The organism is Pseudoalteromonas atlantica, from assembly GCA_007988745.1.
Taxonomy (GTDB): domain Bacteria; phylum Pseudomonadota; class Gammaproteobacteria; order Enterobacterales; family Alteromonadaceae; genus Pseudoalteromonas; species Pseudoalteromonas atlantica.
Window position 1 is genome coordinate 20,911 of the sequence record BJUT01000010.1, and the last position, 19,240, is coordinate 40,150.

The 19,240-nt window shown below is 41.7% G+C and carries 18 protein-coding genes; 8 read left to right on the forward strand and 10 right to left on the reverse strand.

Annotation, left to right across the window (positions count from 1 at the left end):
- The first annotated feature begins 157 nt into the window (after positions 1 to 157).
- The 6 genes from purH (at position 158) to PAT01_RS06800 (ending at position 8,012) form a co-directional block, all read left to right on the forward strand.
- A complete protein-coding gene (gene purH, locus PAT01_RS06775) occupies positions 158 to 1,744 on the forward strand; it encodes a bifunctional phosphoribosylaminoimidazolecarboxamide formyltransferase/IMP cyclohydrolase (protein WP_154945201.1) in 1,587 nt (528 codons plus the stop codon).
- A gap of 97 nt (positions 1,745 to 1,841) precedes the next feature.
- Positions 1,842 to 2,663 (forward strand): class I SAM-dependent methyltransferase, encoded by an 822-nt coding sequence (locus tag PAT01_RS06780; RefSeq protein WP_024031417.1) that lies wholly within the window; start codon positions 1,842 to 1,844, stop codon positions 2,661 to 2,663.
- Positions 2,664 to 2,679: 16 nt separating this feature from the next.
- Complete coding sequence (purD, locus tag PAT01_RS06785) at positions 2,680 to 3,963, forward strand: phosphoribosylamine--glycine ligase (protein ID WP_024031418.1); 1,284 nt, start codon at positions 2,680 to 2,682, stop codon at positions 3,961 to 3,963.
- A 374-nt stretch (positions 3,964 to 4,337) separates the two neighbouring features.
- Positions 4,338 to 6,878, forward strand: coding sequence for an EAL domain-containing protein (locus PAT01_RS06790; protein ID WP_154945202.1), 2,541 nt, complete (start codon positions 4,338 to 4,340; stop codon positions 6,876 to 6,878).
- A 28-nt stretch (positions 6,879 to 6,906) separates the two neighbouring features.
- Complete coding sequence (locus tag PAT01_RS06795) at positions 6,907 to 7,716, forward strand: DUF2797 domain-containing protein (protein ID WP_055252638.1); 810 nt, start codon at positions 6,907 to 6,909, stop codon at positions 7,714 to 7,716.
- A gap of 2 nt (positions 7,717 to 7,718) precedes the next feature.
- A complete protein-coding gene (locus PAT01_RS06800) occupies positions 7,719 to 8,012 on the forward strand; it encodes a hypothetical protein (protein WP_004588636.1) in 294 nt (97 codons plus the stop codon).
- A 49-nt stretch (positions 8,013 to 8,061) separates the two neighbouring features.
- Here the strand turns inward: PAT01_RS06800 and PAT01_RS06805 are convergent, their stop codons facing one another.
- From PAT01_RS06805 to PAT01_RS06830, 6 genes are all read right to left on the reverse strand, one after another.
- Positions 8,062 to 8,979: a histone deacetylase family protein gene (locus PAT01_RS06805; RefSeq protein ID WP_154945203.1), complete on the reverse strand. Its 918-nt coding sequence runs from the start codon at positions 8,977 to 8,979 to the stop codon at positions 8,062 to 8,064.
- 77 nt (positions 8,980 to 9,056) lie between these two features.
- On the reverse strand, positions 9,057 to 10,598 hold the full coding sequence (locus PAT01_RS06810; protein ID WP_154945204.1) for a serine hydrolase: 1,542 nt from the start codon (positions 10,596 to 10,598) through the stop codon (positions 9,057 to 9,059).
- 11 nt (positions 10,599 to 10,609) lie between these two features.
- Complete coding sequence (locus tag PAT01_RS06815) at positions 10,610 to 11,104, reverse strand: gamma-glutamylcyclotransferase family protein (RefSeq protein ID WP_154945205.1); 495 nt, start codon at positions 11,102 to 11,104, stop codon at positions 10,610 to 10,612.
- A gap of 15 nt (positions 11,105 to 11,119) precedes the next feature.
- Positions 11,120 to 11,746: a LysE family translocator gene (locus PAT01_RS06820; RefSeq protein WP_054983275.1), complete on the reverse strand. Its 627-nt coding sequence runs from the start codon at positions 11,744 to 11,746 to the stop codon at positions 11,120 to 11,122.
- 11 nt (positions 11,747 to 11,757) lie between these two features.
- Entirely contained in the window at positions 11,758 to 12,531 is a 774-nt protein-coding gene (locus PAT01_RS06825) for a hypothetical protein (protein ID WP_055252632.1), read from the reverse strand.
- A gap of 9 nt (positions 12,532 to 12,540) precedes the next feature.
- Complete coding sequence (locus PAT01_RS06830; RefSeq protein WP_004588642.1) at positions 12,541 to 13,023, reverse strand: CreA family protein; 483 nt, start codon at positions 13,021 to 13,023, stop codon at positions 12,541 to 12,543.
- A gap of 168 nt (positions 13,024 to 13,191) precedes the next feature.
- On the opposite strand from PAT01_RS06830, the gene PAT01_RS06835 reads away from it, so the two are divergent.
- On the forward strand, positions 13,192 to 13,521 hold the full coding sequence (locus PAT01_RS06835) for a 5-carboxymethyl-2-hydroxymuconate Delta-isomerase (RefSeq protein WP_154945206.1): 330 nt from the start codon (positions 13,192 to 13,194) through the stop codon (positions 13,519 to 13,521).
- Between the two features lie 112 nt (positions 13,522 to 13,633).
- Here PAT01_RS06835 and PAT01_RS06840 read toward each other — a convergent pair whose 3' ends face one another.
- Both PAT01_RS06840 and PAT01_RS06845 read right to left on the reverse strand, forming a co-directional pair.
- The gene (locus tag PAT01_RS06840; RefSeq protein WP_055252630.1) at positions 13,634 to 15,514 is read right to left on the reverse strand and encodes a methyl-accepting chemotaxis protein; all 1,881 of its coding nucleotides are present in this window, start codon (positions 15,512 to 15,514) and stop codon (positions 13,634 to 13,636) included.
- A gap of 195 nt (positions 15,515 to 15,709) precedes the next feature.
- Positions 15,710 to 16,663: a LysR family transcriptional regulator gene (locus PAT01_RS06845; RefSeq protein WP_064387367.1), complete on the reverse strand. Its 954-nt coding sequence runs from the start codon at positions 16,661 to 16,663 to the stop codon at positions 15,710 to 15,712.
- Positions 16,664 to 16,807: 144 nt separating this feature from the next.
- Between PAT01_RS06845 and PAT01_RS06850 the strand changes: the two genes are divergently transcribed.
- Positions 16,808 to 17,629 (forward strand): DUF4437 domain-containing protein, encoded by an 822-nt coding sequence (locus PAT01_RS06850; RefSeq protein ID WP_138579477.1) that lies wholly within the window; start codon positions 16,808 to 16,810, stop codon positions 17,627 to 17,629.
- A gap of 642 nt (positions 17,630 to 18,271) precedes the next feature.
- On the opposite strand, the gene PAT01_RS06855 is transcribed toward PAT01_RS06850, so the two are convergent.
- Together PAT01_RS06855 and PAT01_RS06860 are read right to left on the reverse strand one after the other, a co-directional pair.
- Complete coding sequence (locus tag PAT01_RS06855; RefSeq protein ID WP_138579479.1) at positions 18,272 to 18,673, reverse strand: hypothetical protein; 402 nt, start codon at positions 18,671 to 18,673, stop codon at positions 18,272 to 18,274.
- Complete coding sequence (locus tag PAT01_RS06860; RefSeq protein ID WP_138579481.1) at positions 18,670 to 19,194, reverse strand: hypothetical protein; 525 nt, start codon at positions 19,192 to 19,194, stop codon at positions 18,670 to 18,672. Before PAT01_RS06860 ends, PAT01_RS06855 begins: the two co-directional genes overlap by 4 nt.
- Positions 19,195 to 19,240 lie beyond the last annotated feature (46 nt).

Here is a 19,240-nt window from a genome sequence, read left to right on the forward strand (position 1 = left end):
AAAAAGCACCTTAGGGTGCTTTTTTTATGCGCACAATTTAGTAGAGATGTTGCAAAATGCTCACGCTTATTGGCGCTTTATAAGTCGTTTTTTGAGTAGTAATCAGTTAAAATGCCCGCTTCTAAGCTAGCTCATTAACTGAGGAAATTAAACTACAATGGATACTCATCGTCCTATTCGTCGCGCACTATTAAGTGTGTCTGATAAAACCGGTATTGTTGAATTTGCCCGCGCACTAGAAGCGCAAGGTGTAGATATTTTATCAACTGGCGGTACCTGCAAACTCCTTGCTGATAACGGCATAAAAGTGACTGAAGTATCAGATCACACAGGTCATCCTGAAATCATGGATGGTCGCGTAAAAACCCTTCATCCTAAAATTCACGGCGGTATTTTAGCGCGTCGCGGACAAGATGAAAGCGTAATGGCAGATAACAACATCTCTGCTATCGATATTGTTGTAGTTAACTTATACCCCTTTGCGAATACTGTCGCTCAAGAAAACTGCAGCCTTGAAGATGCTATTGAAAACATTGATATTGGCGGACCTACCATGGTTCGTGCAGCCGCTAAAAACCACAAAGACGTCACCATCGTGGTAAACGCAAACGATTACGAGCGCGTTATTAGCGAAATGCAAAGCAACAATGGCTCAACAACGTACAAAACACGTTTTGATTTAGCCATTGCCGCGTATGAGCACACAGCTCAGTACGATGGCATGATTGCTAACTACTTTGGCAAAATGGTACCTGATTACACTGAAGAAGCCGCTGAAGAGACTAAATTCCCACGCACTATCAATACGCAATTCACTAAAAAGCAAGATATGCGTTACGGTGAAAACTCACATCAAGATGCTGCTTTTTATGTTGAAAACAACGTAAGCGAAGCGTCTGTTGCAACAGCTACTCAACTACAAGGTAAAGCCCTGTCGTTTAATAACATTGCAGATACCGACGCAGCACTTGAGTGTGTTAAAGAATTTGATGTACCTGCATGTGTTATTGTTAAACACGCAAACCCGTGTGGCGTTTCAATTGGCGAAGATATTCTTAGTGCTTACGACCGCGCCTTTAAAACAGATCCAACCTCAGCGTTTGGTGGCATTATTGCCTTTAACCGCGAGCTTGACGCTGCAACAGCACAAGCCATTGTTGAGCGTCAATTTGTTGAAGTAATTATTGCTCCTAGCGTTTCAAGCGAAGCAGCAAAAATTGTTGAAGCGAAAAAGAACGTACGCTTATTAGCGTGTGGTCAATGGAGTGGCAAAGCAACTGGCCACGATATTAAACGCGTTAACGGCGGTGTTTTAGTACAAGACCGCGACCTAGGCATGGTTACCCAAGGCGATTTAAAAGTCGTGTCTAAGCGCCAACCTTCTGAGCAAGAACTTAAAGATTTACTATTTTGCTGGAAAGTAGCTAAGTTTGTTAAATCAAATGCGATTGTATATGCCCGCGACGGTATGACCATTGGCGTAGGCGCAGGCCAAATGAGCCGTGTTTACTCAGCTAAAATAGCGGGTATTAAAGCCGCTGATGAAAATCTAGAAGTACCTGGCTCTGTGATGGCATCAGATGCGTTTTTCCCATTCCGTGATGGTATAGACGCAGCAGCAGCCGCTGGTATTACCGCGGTTATTCAACCGGGTGGTTCAATGCGCGATGAAGAAGTTATCGCCGCCGCTGACGAAGCTGGCATGGCGATGGTATTTACCGGCATGCGCCACTTCCGCCACTAATCACACAAAGGGTTAAACACAACGTTTAGCCCTTTTTGTTTGCAATCAATTCACGTATTCTGGTTCAACACCTATATAAAATGTTAAGGAACAAACGATGAAATTTGCACTAAAGTCACTACTTGTTGCCTCGCTTACGCTGACCTCAACAATGGCACTTAGCCATAACCATGAGTCAAGCCTTAGCCATGCTATTCAATCAAGCGAGCGTAGCGCTAAAAATAGCGCCCGCGATGAATACCGTCACCCAGAGCAAACACTGGCATTTTTTGGTTTTAAACCAACAATGACCGTGGTTGAAATTGCCCCAGGCGGTGGTTGGTACAGCGAAATTTTAGCCCCAGCACTTAAAGAGCAAGGCTTATATTACGCAGCGCATTTTCCGAGTGATTCATCGGTAGGTTACTACCAGCGCTCTTTAGCTGGCTTTAAGAAAAAAGTGGCCGAAGATGAGCGTTTTAGCAAAGTAAAAATTTCTGAGTTTGCCCCATTAACGCACACTGATATTGCCCCAGCCGGCACTGCCGACATGGTATTAACCTTTCGCAATGTACATAACTGGTACATGGGTAAAGACACTAAAGGCGCACTCAGTGCATTTAAGTCTTTTTATAAAGCGTTAAAACCAGGTGGCGTATTAGGTGTAGTTGAACATCGCTTAGATGAAAGCCGACCTGATGAGGACCAAAAATCAACCGGCTACATGAAGCAAAGTTACGTGGTCGATTTAGCTAAAAAAGCTGGATTTGAATTAGTTGCAAGCAGTGAGATTAACGCCAATCCAAAAGATACAGCCGATCACCCTAAAGGGGTGTGGACGCTACCACCTAGCTTACGCCTTGGCGAACAAGACGCTGATAAATACAAAGCTATTGGTGAAAGCGACCGTATGACGCTGAAATTTAAAAAACCGCTTTAAATAGGAATATTTCGCCATGAATGTATTAGTCATTGGCAGCGGCGGCCGAGAACACGCACTTGCGTTTAAGGCCGCTCAAAACACGAAAGTAAACACTGTATTTGTAGCACCGGGTAATGCCGGTACTGCACTTGAGCCAAAACTAGAAAACGTTGCAATTAACGTTGAAGACCTAGATGGCCTATTAAGCTTTGCACAACAAAACAATGTAGAACTTACGATTGTTGGCCCTGAAGTACCGCTTGTATTAGGCGTAGTAGATAAGTTCCGTGAACACGGTCTCGCTATTTTTGGTCCAACAGCCGGTGCAGCGCAGCTAGAAGGCTCTAAGTCGTTTACTAAAGACTTTTTAGCTCGCCATGCCATCCCAACCGCTGATTACCAAACGTTTGAACAAATTGACCCTGCCCTTGCTTATTTAAAAGAAAAAGGCGCGCCAATTGTAATAAAAGCAGATGGCCTAGCAGCTGGTAAAGGCGTTATTGTGGCAATGGATGAACGCGAAGCTGAAGATGCTATTCGCGATATGCTTGCCGGTAATGCTTTTGGCGAGGCTGGCAGCCGCGTCGTGATCGAAGAGTTTTTAGAAGGCGAAGAAGCCTCTTTTATTGTTATGGTTGATGGTAAAAACATTTTGCCATTTGCAACAAGCCAAGATCATAAGCGTGCATACAATGGCGATGAAGGTCCAAATACTGGCGGCATGGGCGCATACTCACCGGCACCTGTAGTAACCGACGAAATCCACCAGCGCATTATGAACGAAGTCATCGTTCCTACCGTTGAGGGTATGGCAAGCGAAGGTCATCCTTACACTGGCTTTTTATACGCAGGCTTAATGATTGATGCCCAGGGCACGCCTAAAGTAATTGAGTACAACTGTCGTTTTGGTGACCCTGAAACGCAACCTATGATGCTTCGTCTTAAATCAGACTTAGTTGAACTAGTTGAAGCGGCTAACCGCGAAGAGCTTGATAAAACAACCATTGAGTTTGACCCGCGCGCAGCCGTAGGTGTTGTACTTGCTGCTAAAGGCTACCCAGGTGATTACCCTAAAGGTGATGCAATATCAGGCCTTAAAGTTAACTACCCTGCTGATGAAAAAGTATTTCATGCGGGTACTAAGCAAGATGGCGAAAACGTTGTCACCGCAGGTGGACGTGTATTATGTGCAACGGCACTCGGCAATACCGTTACCGAGGCACAGCAACGTGCATACGAGCTTGTAAAACAAATTAGCTGGGAAGGTATGGAGTACCGCACCGATATTGCTTACAGAGCGATTGCCCGAGAGCAGTAGCCTGTAACTAAATTATTGGTTTAACTTAGGGCCTGTTTATCTTTCGAGATTAAATTTGCAGCAGTGTGTTTGGTATTTAGGCAAGGCAGAGCCTATGTAGTGTGGTTATTCCCCATAAATAGGCGATAACGCAGTATAAATACCAAACACGCGCTGCACGAAGGTTCGTCCTAGGGACGATTAACTCTTTGTTGCTCGGTTTTTACTTAGCCCACTAGGTTACAAACCTCGCGCCACGATTAAATCGTCCCTAGTTAGAACAAATTTTAATCCTGAAGGATAAGCAGGCCCTAAAAATTTAACTAAAAAAGCGCAGTTTATATGCGCTTTTTTAGTGCTACACTAATTAAAAGATTTATTACAAGTATACAACGTTGGAAACGAAAACTTTACGTTATCATGCCGCGGCCATAGCCATACTGATTTTCATATTTTATATTATTAGCACACTCGCTTCTAACCTGGTTGTGCCGACTCGCTATACCATCGATAAAACCACGCCTGTATATTTAGACTTTGCCTACTACATAGATGAAAGTAAATCTCACACACTCAACGATATTATTTTAAATCCCGAGCTAATCACCCACCAGCCGTTAACCGATATTCAATGGAGCTTTAAACAGCAAAACTATTGGCTATTTATAGACCTTGAAAATAAAAGTTTGGATGCTCAAGACATTGTTGCCCATTTCGATAACCCGATGGTTGATCACCTCAGCGTGTATCGGTTAAACAAAAGAAATGAGCTTATAGAAAGCTATAAATTAGGTGATAAAGTAAAGTCTCTTACGCTTTTTCAATATAGCGTACCGCATATACGTTTCGCACTTGAGAGTAAAACAACAGAGCGCTTAGCCATAAAAATAGATACAACGGGGATCAGCAAAACACCAGTTAATTTGTATCGCCATAAAGAATTTGTTGATTTAGTTCGCTCGCAAACCGGCATTTGGGGCATATTTGCCGGCGTGTTATTAATGGCTGCTCTGTATAATTTAGTGCTTTATTTTGGGATTAAAGACCGCGTTTATTTAGTTTATATAGGCTATATAATTAGTGCGCTGTGTTTAATGGGCATTGTAATGGGCTTTGGCTTTTACTTGTGGCCCCTAGAGTGGCAATTGTACTTACACGAAAAAGTGATTTTTTCAAACTACGCAATGGCCTTTTTTACGCTCGCCTTTTGCACCATGTTTTTGCGCTACCACAAGGACAAATGCTGGCGCTATAAAATGAGTAAAGCGCTACTTATTTTAATATCTTTATTATCAATCACCACTTTATTTATACCCGAGTACATTGCAGCACCCATCTTTTTTTGTGTATTAAGCTTGTTATATATTACGTGTGTTATTTTAATTTATAACAAACTACGCACGGGCTTTAGGTGGGCGAAGTTTTACGTTTTTTCGTGGGTTCCCCTCATTGTTGGCGCGGCAATACAGCCATTAGAATTAACGGGCTATTTGGATTATAGCTTTGCGATTCGTCACGCGTTTTTAGTGGCTATATTGTGTGAAGTTATTTTAATGGCTATGGCACTTGCCGATAGAGTGCGCTACCAGCGCGAGCGTGCGCTTTATCATGCTACACATACCCAGCAAACTAAATTACTTAACAGTGCCAAATTAAAACAAGCGTTTATGAGCTTACAAGCACAGGGGCGTAATACCACCTTGTGTTTAATTAAAATTCGCCATTTTAACTCGCTCAATACCATTATTACCCCATCGCAGGGCTACACTTTAATAAAGCACGTGGCTAAACAAATAGAGTTAGAGCTTAGCCATGAGCGCGAATTTACCAACCTCGATACAGATTTTAATAACAGCCCCCGCTTAGCCGACTTAGGCAGCGGGGTATTTGCCTGCATATCTACTAAAAACCAAAACCAGGAGTCACTTGAAGGGGCCTTAATTAAAGTTATAAATAGCCTGCCCAAACAATACGAAATTCAAGGCTTAAACTTACAACTTACCTATAACATAGGGATTAGTAGCGCAGCCCACAGTGACGACTTTGAATACTGGACGAAACGGGGTTACTTGGCACTTAAAAAAGCTAAAAGTAATAACGATTTAGTAGTAAGCGCTTCTAACGGCAGTAATATATTAATGGATGTGGCATTGGCCGCTAAATTACAAAAAGCAATTAAAGACAACCAACTAGCGTTGTATTATCAGCCTCAAATAGGGCTGAACTTTAATCAAGTATGTGGCGCCGAAGCGCTGCTACGTTGGCCCGACCCGGCTTTTAAAGGCGTATCGATAGAAGAGCTGATCACCCTTGCTGAGCACACAGGTATTATTAACGAGCTTACCTTATGGGTTATTGAGCAAGCCTGTAAAGATATCGTCAAACTAACCGAGCAGGGCTATAACGATCACCCAATTAGCGTAAATTTAAGTGCTAAAAATCTGTCGATTAAAAACCTAGCCGAAAAAGTCGAAAACGTCCTTATAAAATACCAAGTTCCGGCGCAGCTTCTTAAGTTTGAATTAACGGAGTCAGCATTAGTCGAAAGCCACGAAGCGCTTATTTCGTTGGTTAATGAGCTTTCTGATTTAGGGGTGCGCGTGGTCCTTGATGACTTCGGCACTGGCTATTCATCGCTAAGTTATTTGGTTAATTATCGCTTTACGGAGCTTAAAGTAGATAAATCGTTTGTATTTGACTTAACAAATAACACCGCCAATAAAGTGATTGTGCAAACCGCTATAGATATGGCACATAACCTAGGGCTATCTATAACCATGGAAGGCATAGAAACCCAAGATGTGCACCACTTATTAAAAGAAATGGGCGCCGACAGAGCGCAAGGTTACCTATACGCTAAGCCACTCCCCCTAGATGACTATTTGTATTTCTTAAAAAGCCAATACAGTTTAAAGATGTTAAACTCCACGTTTTAATATCAACATCTTTAGGGGCCAAGTAAAGATGCAAGGCACTTTGCGTAAATTAAAATCGAGCTTAACAGAGCCGGTTCAATATCATCTTCCTGTGGGCGACAACCTAGTCGACCTAAACGCACTCATTGGTAAAGAGTTAACGCTGACGTTTAGCGGTACCATTTTATGCTCAAACTGTGGCAAAAAAACCAAAAAGAGTTACTCGCAAGGCCACTGTTTTGTGTGTATGCGCAAGCTTGCTAGCTGCGATATGTGCATTATGAAACCAGAAACCTGCCATTACGATAAAGGCACTTGCCGCGAGCCGCAATGGGGCGAAGAAAACTGCATGATCCCGCATTATGTGTATTTAGCCAACACCTCTGGGCTTAAAGTAGGTATTACTCGCCATACACAAATACCGACACGTTGGGTTGATCAAGGCGCCACTCAAGCACTGCCTATTTTTAAAGTACAAACACGTTTGCAATCAGGCTTAGTTGAGGTGGCATTGGCCGAGTTTATTGCCGATAAAACCAATTGGCGTAACATGCTAAAGGGTCAAAACGAAGCCATTGACCTTAAAGCCGCTGCGGCAGAGCTGATCCCGCAAATTAGCGATAAATTAAACGAGCTAAGCGAGTTATTTGGTGCCACAGCCATAGAGCAACTTGATGAAGACGTGGTTGATTTAAACTTTCCGGTAACAGAGTACCCCACTAAAATTAGCTCGTTTAATTTTGATAAAAACCCAGTAGTAAGCGGCGTGCTGCAAGGTATAAAAGGTCAGTACTTAATTTTTGATACTGGCGTTATTAATGTGCGTAAATTTACCTCATACGAGGTAACCGTAGGGTAACTATGCTAAACAGCTTTCCACAGTTATTAATTGTTTATAATGAGCTTGAAATAGCGCACGATAAACAAGAACAAGAAGCGTGTTTGCACAGCGTTACGCAAAGTGAGCTTAGTAATGTGCGCGTGTTAAACAAGCAAGGTGAGTACGTTGACCTGCAAGGCGCTGCATGCGCCCCTCTTTCACAGGAGCAGCTAGCGCAACTGGTCACCACTTATTTATTAAATGAAGGGCAATGCTGCCTTGGCAAAATTAAAACCCTTAATACCAAGCAGGCGTTTGATTTACTGGGTTTATAACCCTTTAGTTATACCAATTCGCTTAATTAAGTATTATTGCGGATTGGTATTAGTACTCACTAAGCACTTTTATATGCGCTACAGCACTTCTTCCTAATGCTGATAGCGCATAGCCCCCTTCAAGGTAAGATATAACACCCTTGCAACCACTCTCTTTTGCAACGTCGCATAATTGCTCTGTAAGCCAGCTGTAGTCATCTTCTACAAACTTTAAACTTGCCATGTCATCTTCTAGGTGGGCATCAAACCCTGCACTAATAAATAGCAGCTCTGGCTTAAAGGCTTTTAATTTTGGCAACCATTGGGTATTAAACACTTCTTTTAAATCATCGCCACTACTGGCAATTGGCAAAGGGGAATTAACTATGTGGCTGTTATTTTTTACGGCTGTGTTTGGGTAAAATGGGTATTGAAATAGCGAACAAAGTAATACGTTTTCATCGTTTATAAATATGTCTTGGGTGCCATTACCATGGTGTACGTCAAAATCAGCTATTGCTATACGCTTAACGCCTTTACTTTGGGCATACTTAACCGCTATAGCTAAATTATTAAATACACAAAACCCAGAAGAAGCGTGTGCATTGGCATGATGCCCTGGCGGGCGTACAGCGCAAAACGCCGCATCGAGTTTATCTGCGAGTATTTCATCTACAGCCAACAACCCTGCTCCAACGGCGCGCTCTACCGCTTTAAATGAATCAGGGCAAAGCCAGGTGTCGCCATCAAGGTTATGTAGCCCCTGCTCAGGAACTAAGCGCTCCACAAGGTTAACTAATGTCTCATCATGGGCTAATAAGTAATGCTCACGCTGCGCTTTAGGCGCTTGTAGATGCGTTAAGCCAATATCTACCCCACTTGCCAAAAGTCTATCTGCAATAGCATCTAGGCGCTCTGGGCACTCAGGATGATCGTCAATCATTTTATGTTTACGGCAATGAGGATGTGAAATAACTGCAGTACGCATAAACGCTCCTTTAATGTGAGTGCTTAATATAACAAAGCCACCTTACGGTGGCTTTGCGACTTTGGTGTATAGCATCACTACTTAGCTTTTAAATTAAGGTTTCTAAAATCAAAACTAAAGTCTGTTACTGCTGTTGATACCGCGCGCATTTTTGCGCTATTAACACGGTTGTTTGCGCCCATATCAAAACGAATAAACGCATCGGCCTCGAGTAGCTTTTCATCCCACTTAACAATAAACGTATTACCCGTGTAATGCTCAAGCGTGCCTTTTAAGCGTTTGGTATGGGTAAAATCAATACGTAGTTTGCCATCTAGTTGCTCAATAATTACATCGCCGTACCAATCGTAATGTAACGTGCCGGTGTAATTTATATTAGGTAACTGTGGCTGGTAATCAGCTGGGGTGTCGGGTTTTGCATTGGCGTAGGCTTTTTGTTTACTCGCAAAATGTTTTTTAGCCAACTCTTCAACCCAGTCTTTATCTTCAAGCTCAAGGGCATCTTCTAGCACTTCGTGGGTTACTGCCGAAAGTGCACTAAATGCTTGCTGATTAGATAAAATAACAATGCCGAGCTTTTTCTCAGGCAATAATGTAACTTGCGACACCATACCTAAAATGCCCCCGCCGTGGCCTAGCTTTTTAAAACCGTGGTAATCTTCAATGCTCCAACCTAGCCCATAACCTCTAAATTGCTGATGATAGGCCTCATACGCACTTTTAGAAGCCATAGAGGTAATATGCGGATGCCACATTTGCGCTTGCTGTTTTTCACTAAATAGTTGCTCGCCGCTTGGCATTTTTCCGCCAGCTAACTGCGTTAGTAACCATTGGCTCATATCGTTTACGCTTGATGCAATAGCCCCTGCGCCTCTAAAGTCTTCTAGGTAGTTAACAAAAAAAGGATTGAGCTTACCATCCATTGGTATGTGGCCAATTGCCCAGTTTTTATTGCTTTTTGGAATACGCGAAAAGCCCGCGCGCGAGTTATCCATGTGCAAAGGCTGTAATATATTTTTTTCGATGTAATCATTCCAGCTCATACCTGATACACGTGCCACCACTTCGCCTGCGGTTACAAACATTAAGTTGTTATAGGCATACTGGCTGCGAAAGCTGCTGGCTGGTTTTAAATACTGTAGGCCGGCTAAAATATCCTTTATAGATTTATCAGTACTTGGCCAAATCATTAAATCGCCCTGCCCAAGCCCTAAGCCACTGCGATGGCTTAATAAATCACGAACACGCATTTCGCGGGTGACGTAGGAATCGTACAACCTAAACTCAGGTAAGTGGTCAATCACCCTGTCATCCCAACTTAACTTACCTTCATCAACCAACTTAGCCAGCGCTGCACTGGTAAACGCTTTTGTGTTTGAGGCAATACCAAAAAGTGTGTCTTTGTTCACTTTTGCATTTGTATTGAGGTTGCTTATCCCAAACCCTTTAGCAAATACAACTTTATCGTCTTGCACAATCGCTACCGCCATACCCGGTACGTCAAAGCGTGCCATTGAGGTGTTAATAACCTCTTCTAAGTCCGTGGTATTAATTTGTGCCCAACTATTAAAAGTGGCACTGGCAAACAACGCTAAACTGGCTAATTTGGTGAGTTTCATGATTATCCTTATTATTTTTGGTGCACTGCAAATTCAATATCAGCACGCTCTTTATTTGTATCGGGCTTATGCGGCCGTTTAAGTATTGCATCACTGTATTCTTTTGGTACGCCCGCCTCAAGCGCGCCGCGATGAACGTGCTGAATATACCAGTCGTATGGCAGTACATCGTTATCGTGAGTGTTAGCAATATAGCAATGGGCCTCTATTTGCTCACCATCTAACAAAATGGGCTTAATAGCCACGCAATCGTAGCCTGGGCCCTCTATGGTATCTAAAATTGCTTTTTCGGCTTCATCAAGTTCATACACCACGCCATATACCAAGGCGTTTTTGTCATCACTTTTTTGAATACTGCACTTGCCCGAGCCATCTTTAAATAGCATATTAAACGTAAGCTCGTAGCCTTTTAGTACAGCCGTGCCGACTCGCTTTGCTTTTGGTAAACGCGCAAGCAAGCGGTTAGAGGACATATTCGATCCAAACGAAAAATTATAAATAGGCATGACTTCTCCCTAGGGTTAAATTACTACACGAATGGCTAAAGCAATTAAAATAACACCTATACCCCGGTCAAACCAATAGCCGCTTTTTTGAAAAAACGCCCGTACACTAGGTTTTGACAACACTAAAGAAAGCATAGAAAACCACACCCACGTTGCCAGAGCCATATAAACCCCATACACAATTTGCACGCTAGTTGGTGTAGTTACACTAATAACTAAGGTAAATAACGACATAAAAAAGAGAGTGGCTTTAGGATTAAGCGCGTTGGTTAAAAAGCCGCGCCTAAATGCATGCCATACGCTTTCCTGTGGGGTAGTTTTGTTTTCTATGTTGTCTGTTTTATTTACCGGTGGTTTGGCAGCCCTTAATGCTTGTACACCTAAATAGGCTAAATACGCCCCCGCAACATACTTTAATGCCATAAATAAATTAGGCGATTGCGTTAAAATTAGCGCAACCCCTAATACGCAATATCCTACGTGTAATAAAATAGCAGCGCCCACACCAGCGCTTGTCCATAGGGCGTTACGCCTGCCCTGCTGTATACTTTGTTTGAGCACCACGGCAAAGTCGGGGCCTGGGCTGGCTACTGCAAAAAAGTGGGCGATGGCAATCAGTAAAAATTCGTCTAAGTAGTTCACAAGTATCCGGTTTAAGTTGGTGCATAGGCAAGCAATAGCGGATTAGCAGAGTTATCAACTAATGCTTTGATCTCTTTTTGGGCTTTTTTAAATTGGCTGCGCAAATGTGGCTTTAAATGTTTTTTAGAGTCACGATCGTTTTTAAAATAACTAATCAGCGCGTGCATAAATACGGTATGGGTTTCGCTTAGCTTCGCTTCACGATTAGCATAAGGGTTATAGCACGAGCCACACCCGCCTTTAAATTGATACACAGTGTTGCTCATCATTACCCCAAACCCTAAAAAACAGGCCAGCGCATCTGCCGCTTGTGGTAAGTAGTCTTTACCGCCTGGCGGTAACACCCCAACATGATGAATTAATACAGTAGCCAGCGTGCCGGCAAAGCTGGCCACTAAATCTTGCGGCTGATTAATTTGATTAGGGTTAAATGAGATATTAATCGTATGGCTTGGCGGTACAATAAGCTGGCTTTGCTCTCCACGTAAGTGTTCAGCAAATTCAAAATGCGGAAATACTTGCGGCTGTAACTGTTGTGGCGCAACTAATTGTATTGGCCACGCACTCATACCTGCGTAATCACGTACTCGTACAAATACCTTAGTGGCCATTTCCTCAATACTCGATACCGAATCAGGAAAATGCGCCACCGTTGGCAATATTATTTGCGTATGCTTGGTAAAAAATGCGGCATCAAAGTGCTCTACCGCCCAAATGAAGGTATCAATTAGCCACTGCTGCTCGGCTTGTTCTAGCAGCGGCTTTGATTTAAATAACGCTAACATAGTGTGCTCTTATTTTTGTTCAAGTGCCCAGTTCCAAGCTTGTGTATTGTATAAAGGCACAGTTGAAAGTGCGTGGTGGTGGCTGCCGCTCGACTCCTTAGTCGAGTACGATAAGTACAGTAATGTGCGGTTTTGTGCATCGTAAATACGGCGCACTTTTAGCGATTTAAATAAAATACTTTTTGATGACTTAAACACCACTTCGCCCGACTTACTGCGATCTATTGCTTGTAACATATCGGCTGTAATTGGCCCTGTTTGGCGACACGCAATAGACATATCAGAGGGATCTGAAAAATCTAAGTCGGCCTCAATATGGCTAATATGGCACGTAACCCCTTTTACTAGTGGGTCTTGCTGCGAATTTACCACTACATCTTTAGTAGTAAACAGCCCTAAGCTCACCGATGCAACATCATCTGAGCAGGCACTTAAGGTAACCACTGCACTTAATAGCACAGCTAAACGTTTAAAGCGGTGTGGTAATTTCATATTAATCCTTAATTTTGCTTTATAAGCGAAGGTTCACGTGACTGTTTTTATACTACCATCAAAAATTAATACAACTAAATTTAGGCCATTGAGGGGTTAGCGCACAGTTCAGGCTTTGGTACAATTATACGTACGCCCACGTAGTAACTCATAATAGGAAACGCGTAAATGCCGCACATTATTATTGAACACTCTGAAGATCTTCCTGTATTACCGCAAGTACTTGTTGAAAAAGTGCACAACGCGACTTTTCAAAGTGGTTTGTTTGACTTAGAAACCATTAAAACCCGCGCTATTGCTTATCAGCAATACCAGCTAGGTGAAGGAAAAGAAGGGTTTATTCATATTGCGGCGCATATCATGGCCGGGCGCTCTATTGAACAAAAACAAATGTTAAGCGAGCGCTTGCTTGAGTGCTTAAAAACTTATTGCCGAGATTCTGACAGCTTAAGCGTTAATATTTACGACATTCAACACGAAATTTACCGTAAAAATTAACCCTTTTAAAAACGCGTTGTTATTAACCTAAACTTTGGATAATAAACCTCTTAATCAAAGCTTAGATTAACTAAGTTACAACGCGTTTTTTAGCTTAATGTTGTCACTTTTTTTAAAGCGTAAACTTACCCAGTAAGTCTTTTAATATATTCGACTCTTCATTTAGCCCATTGCATAGCTGCTCTGAGGTTTTCATATTTTGTTTTGTTTGCTCAGCAGAATCAGAAATCATCACCACATTTTGACTAATTTCTGAGGTAGCCAACGTTTGCTCGCGGGTGGCTGTAGCCACTGAGCTATTTAGCTCACTTAGGGTAACAATTTCTTGAGAGATACCCGTTAAGGTACTACCCGTTACTTTTAAACGTTCGGCGTTTTCTAGGGTATTTTTACTGCCAAGCTCTATAGCCGACACCGTACTTGAAGCCTTAGAATTTAATGTGTCTATCATTTCGTTAATTTGCTCGGTCGACTCTGCAGTACGCATAGCAAGGGTTCTTACTTCATCGGCTACAACGGCAAAACCACGACCGTGTTCGCCTGCCCGCGCGGCTTCTATGGCAGCATTGAGTGCCAGTAAGTTAGTTTGCTCTGATATTGCTTTAATAACATCAAGCACCTGCGTAATTGACTTTATCTCTCCTGAAAGCTCAGTTACCGAGGCAACCGAGGTAGCCATGGCGTTTTCTAGCTGCTCCATTTGCTTTATCGTGCTATTAACAAACTCCACCCCTTTATGAGTCGCTTCTTCTGTTGAAGTCGCAATGTCAGAGGCATTACTAGCACTGTTTGAAATGTCTTGTACGGTTACTTCCATTTCGTTAACGGCTGCCGCCACCGTTTGCGTGCTCGATGATTGTACCTCGGCCAAGTTGGCCGCGCCTTGTACTTGTACTAACACATTTTCTGAAATGCTTTTAACGTGGTTTGCTGAGTCCGACACTTGCTTAAACATGCCATGTAACTGCTCTAAAAATAAATTAAAGTTAGCGGCAAGTTCTGATATTTCGTTGTTATCGTTAGTAGGCAGCCTTACGGTTAAATCGCCATCTTTTTTAGTTAACGCGCTCACTGCAGCAGTTATGTTTTCAATGGGTTTAAATATTTGCGACACTAAAACTCTGGCCAAGGCAAAGCCAATAATGGCAATGATCACACCAAATAACAAATTGCTATTAATGGCACTATTTATTGGCCCGTATAACTGCTGCTCAGGCACTTCCGCCACTAAATGCCAACCTAATGACTCAATAGGCGTACTCGACACAACATAATCTTCGCCTGCCATTGTTTTACTAATAATGGCGCCATTTTTTATATCGTTAATATTAATTTTTTGACCCATTTTACTTCTGTCACTGTGAAGCATTACCTCACCTTCATCAGAGACCAAATACACCACACCGGCTTCGCCAATACGGTATTCGTTAATTAAGTTGATCATAGAATCGAGCGAGCGCCCTACGCCTGTAATGGCGGTACGCTCACCATTAATTTGCAGTGCATAGTTAATAAAAACCACCATGCTATTTGTGGTTTTATCTATATCCAGTGCTATTTCAAAGGGTCTGTTAGAAGATAAAAACTGATCAAACCATACATCTTCGCTTCTATCTATCTGTCTAGATATGCCAATATCGGTGTAATAGTTGTTGGTATTTTTGGAAATTATATAAGCAATAACTGCGTTGTTATCTTTTTTAATACTGGCTAAATAATTAATATAATCGGCTCTTGCTTGCTCACTCTCACCGTTGCTTAGCCACTGTTTTACAAAGCTGTTTTGCGCAATTTCTTTGGCAACAATTATAGGAGTGGCAAGTTCGAGTTCAATTTTGCTTTTTACTTCACTCAGTGCGGTGGGTAAATCAACCTTTGCGAGCTTTTCATCGGTATGATTTTGAATACTATTTGAAAATAAAAATGTAGAAACCGCTAACGGCACAACAATAGCCAAAATAAGACTAATATAAACTTTTTGTTTAAGTAACATACGATACCTGTAAATGGATAAAGGACTTAACTAACACTTGCTTAGAATAAATATAGGATCGGCTGAGCAATAAGCCCAATAATTAGAAAAAATAGAACATAAAAGAAGAGCGTGTATTTTAATTTAATCCACCACAGGAAAGCGAATTTAATTTAAAGGCGCAAGGCTAGCAACACTAACCTCGCGTAAGGTGCACTAGGGTGAATCGGGCCACTCTTGCTCGTTAATTATACCTTGCGCAATCAGGTTTTTTCTTAATTGGCTAATAGTGTGTTTTAACTCATCACGAATAAGCCTAATGGCAGGCGTTATAAGCTGGCGGCTAGGCAGTACTAACCACATTTCAGTGAGGGGGATTTTGTAATCAGGCATTAGCCTTTTTAGTCTGCCCGCTAATAAATCTTCAGCTACATCAATGGCCGATTTTTTGGCTATCCCGGTGCCATCAACACACCAACGCCTTACTATATCGCCATCGTTCACGGCGCGGTCGCTGCTCATTTTAACCTTGTATTTTTGATTATCGTTATACAGCTCCCACCCATCATGCACTACCTCGTAGAGCTTATATAAAAGGGCATTATGATTCAGTAGGTCATCTGGCGTTAACGGCTCACCGTGCTTTTTAATGTACTCAGGCGAGGCGCATAGCACATGTGCAATGTTACAAATTTTAAAGCCGTATAAATTTAGCTCCTGTGCGGCCTCTTTAGTTAAGGCACGCAGCGCAACATCAATTCCATCACGGTAAAAATCAGCGCGACTGTCGCTTGCTTGTAAGCGCAGCGTCACTTCGCTGTGTTTATCCATAATATTATTTAGCAATACCCGCATAAGGTTGCGCCCCATTTCCGATGACACTGCTATTCGCACTTCACCACTAATAGATTGCTGCTCCTCATGAATAAGCACTTGCCCTTGTTGCAATAAATCGAGAGCCTGCTGACACAGGGGTAAATACCGTTCCCCTTCAGGCGTGAGGCGAATTTGCCTTGTTGTGCGTACAAATATTTGTGCCCCAAGCGCCTGCTCTATTCGCTTTAACGAGACACTTGCAGCCGATGAGCTCATATCTAATTGATTTGCAGCAGCTGTAATTGATTGCAGCTCAGCCACTTTGAGTAATACTTGTAAATCAGCTATTTTCATCAAACTCTCTTATTGCATAAACCAGCATGCGTAACTATAGCGTTATTATCCACGTTTTTGCGAAAGTGTATTTAACTTATACCCATTTATTGACTGAATTTTAAGCCGTACTATAGCGCTATACCAACTTAACGGAGCTTTTAAATGAAATTTTTACTAAACGCATCAACTCTTGCACTGGTTGCAACACTTATATCAACGCCAGCCTCTGCAGAGCAAAGCACATCAAAAGTTGTTGCTGCAAGCAATATTGACTGGGGTTACTTAAACCCGCTACGTGGTGATAAAAGCCCTGGCGCTGCAGATTTATGGGGAAACCGCACAACCGACACCGCAACAGGCATGTTAGTACGCTTTAAAAAAGGCTTTGAATCTCCGCCGCACATTCACAACATTACTTACCGCGGTATCGTTATTGAAGGGCAAATGCATAATGACGACCCAACAGCTGAAAAAATGTGGATGCCAGCGGGTTCGTTTTGGACACAACCTGCAGGTGAAAACCACACCACTGCAGCCAATGCTGAAACAAATTTAATTTACTTAGAAATCGACTCTGGGCCGTACTTAGTTAAACCAACTAATGCCCAGTTTGATAATGGTGAGCGCCCGTTAAACCTACATGCAGACAACATAGTATGGCTAAACAGCAGCGATTTAAACGACATTAACGTCCAAGGCGTTCAAACAGCCTACCTTTGGGGAAGTACAGCCGATATGAACGGCTCAATGATTAAACTTCCTGCCGGCTTTAAAGGTGAAATAAAAACAGATGCAAGCGAATTTCGTGCTGTTGTTATAGCCGGCGCCGTTGAGTACAACTCAAGCGAGCAAGATAAAGCGCAAAACCTAAGCGCAGGCAGCTATGTAGAATCAACCGGTAACTTTACCCACACGATTGAGAACACTAGCGACAAAACAGCCACTATTTACATTCGTACTAACAGTAAGTACCAAGTAAATTAATTGGTTAAAGCCTCTAGCAAGCCATTGCTAGAGGCTACTTATTTAGACCCTAAACTCTCATTAAACAAATACAGCAACTTCCCTTCCAAATACTAAGATACCTACATTAAAAATGTATACAAAACAATTAACTTGTTTCTGAGATTATAATTATAAGTTTACAGGTCAAACTTTAAATGTATTAAAAATTAAGATAGTTAACTTAAGTTGAGGTACATAGTTTGAGGTAGTAGAGTTCAACTTTTAACTACGTAAGTTCACTCTTAGCCAAGTCTAAAAAGTTCCAATTAAAGACTTTTAATTATCGTTGAGCCGCAGAGGCTTTGCCTATAACCAGCACTTAAGTACTAATAACGCATTTAATAACTTTGCCATAAACCCCTCTTCACGATTGAAAGAGTTTTAGCTCTAATATCTTCTTGCTATAAAACCCTCTTCGGCTTAGCTACTGAATAATTTGTCCGCTTCAAGTAAACAACTAGTCACCGAGTACAACTAATAATAAAGAGAAAAAACTGAGTCATTATCCATACGCAAAATAGCTCTTGTACAACTTAACAAGAGCTAGCTCACTTTAGGGCTGGAACTACAAACTTACTTAAAGTAATTACACATACCATTCATCATGCAATAGCAACATATTTATCTATTGGGCTTTTTTGATACTAATTTTTGTAACCAATAACCATCGTGTTTTTCAAAAATATTTAGTCCTTCTTTGGTCATCACTAAAACATTATTACCTACTGTAGTATAGTAATGTAGCTCTGGATCAATAGATATAATTGCATGTAAAGTTCCAATCAAATCATCTGAGAGAAACCTTTCTAAAGTACTTGCGTCTTTGAGCCCTAAAGTAATGTAATCATAAAGCTGCTTAGTTGTTACATCGGATTCCAACTTTTTTACAGAAGCGTCAGCTACACCCACACAGTGAGTATAGAACTCCATACCTAGCATAGATTGTTTGTTTTCACACAATGACAAGTCTGAAAACTGTGCAAAACATGTACTTGGTAAAAGTAAAATTAATAATTTTTTCATCGAGCCACCTGATAACGTTCTTCAATATTCCAGCTTCTCCAATCGGCAAATAACTTCTCAAACTGCCTTGGACTTTGCGCAAAGCCATCCTCAATAGCTTGTATATCCCACATTGTTTTAATCTGAACACCTGTACTTAACGCATTTAAAACAGCTGCCGTTTTGAATGCCGGTATGCCCGTTTTTACCTCTAAAGCTTCTCCTATAGAATCTGCTGAGGCTTCAGTCATAAAAGCAGCTTTTGATAAATCAGAGGTAGGATCAGCAGCAGATAATATTTTGGGTATAGCCTTCTCACTAATTAACTTAGTTAAATCTTTGTACAGAGCAATTTTTATTAAATTACATCGCTGGCGACTGTTTACGATGAAACTATATTGTGTTTTAGATAGCTTAGCTCCAGACAACATATCTGCGCTCGTTGCAATAGCAACACACCCCATAACTGTCGTAGTATCAGCGCTTCTGATTTTTTCACGTAAAACACCGATATTTCGTTCTATCATAATTTTATTTGACATAACATTCCCTCGTTTATTAAAAACAAAAAGGGTACATTAATTTTTG

Coding starts and splice junctions, on each gene's coding strand:
- PAT01_RS06845 (WP_064387367.1), bottom strand. CDS start 16,663: ATGAAAATAGCTGATTTACAAGTATTACTCAAAGTGGCTGAGCTGCAA.
- PAT01_RS06835 (WP_154945206.1), top strand. CDS start 13,192: ATGCCGCACATTATTATTGAACACTCTGAAGATCTTCCTGTATTACCG.
- PAT01_RS06825 (WP_055252632.1), bottom strand. CDS start 12,531: ATGTTAGCGTTATTTAAATCAAAGCCGCTGCTAGAACAAGCCGAGCAG.
- PAT01_RS06830 (WP_004588642.1), bottom strand. CDS start 13,023: ATGAAATTACCACACCGCTTTAAACGTTTAGCTGTGCTATTAAGTGCA.
- PAT01_RS06780 (WP_024031417.1), top strand. CDS start 1,842: ATGAAATTTGCACTAAAGTCACTACTTGTTGCCTCGCTTACGCTGACC.
- PAT01_RS06810 (WP_154945204.1), bottom strand. CDS start 10,598: ATGAAACTCACCAAATTAGCCAGTTTAGCGTTGTTTGCCAGTGCCACT.
- PAT01_RS06855 (WP_138579479.1), bottom strand. CDS start 18,673: ATGAAAAAATTATTAATTTTACTTTTACCAAGTACATGTTTTGCACAG.
- PAT01_RS06815 (WP_154945205.1), bottom strand. CDS start 11,104: ATGCCTATTTATAATTTTTCGTTTGGATCGAATATGTCCTCTAACCGC.
- purD (WP_024031418.1), top strand. CDS start 2,680: ATGAATGTATTAGTCATTGGCAGCGGCGGCCGAGAACACGCACTTGCG.
- PAT01_RS06850 (WP_138579477.1), top strand. CDS start 16,808: ATGAAATTTTTACTAAACGCATCAACTCTTGCACTGGTTGCAACACTT.
- PAT01_RS06805 (WP_154945203.1), bottom strand. CDS start 8,979: ATGCGTACTGCAGTTATTTCACATCCTCATTGCCGTAAACATAAAATG.
- PAT01_RS06860 (WP_138579481.1), bottom strand. CDS start 19,194: ATGTCAAATAAAATTATGATAGAACGAAATATCGGTGTTTTACGTGAA.
- purH (WP_154945201.1), top strand. CDS start 158: ATGGATACTCATCGTCCTATTCGTCGCGCACTATTAAGTGTGTCTGAT.
- PAT01_RS06795 (WP_055252638.1), top strand. CDS start 6,907: ATGCAAGGCACTTTGCGTAAATTAAAATCGAGCTTAACAGAGCCGGTT.
- PAT01_RS06800 (WP_004588636.1), top strand. CDS start 7,719: ATGCTAAACAGCTTTCCACAGTTATTAATTGTTTATAATGAGCTTGAA.
- PAT01_RS06840 (WP_055252630.1), bottom strand. CDS start 15,514: ATGTTACTTAAACAAAAAGTTTATATTAGTCTTATTTTGGCTATTGTT.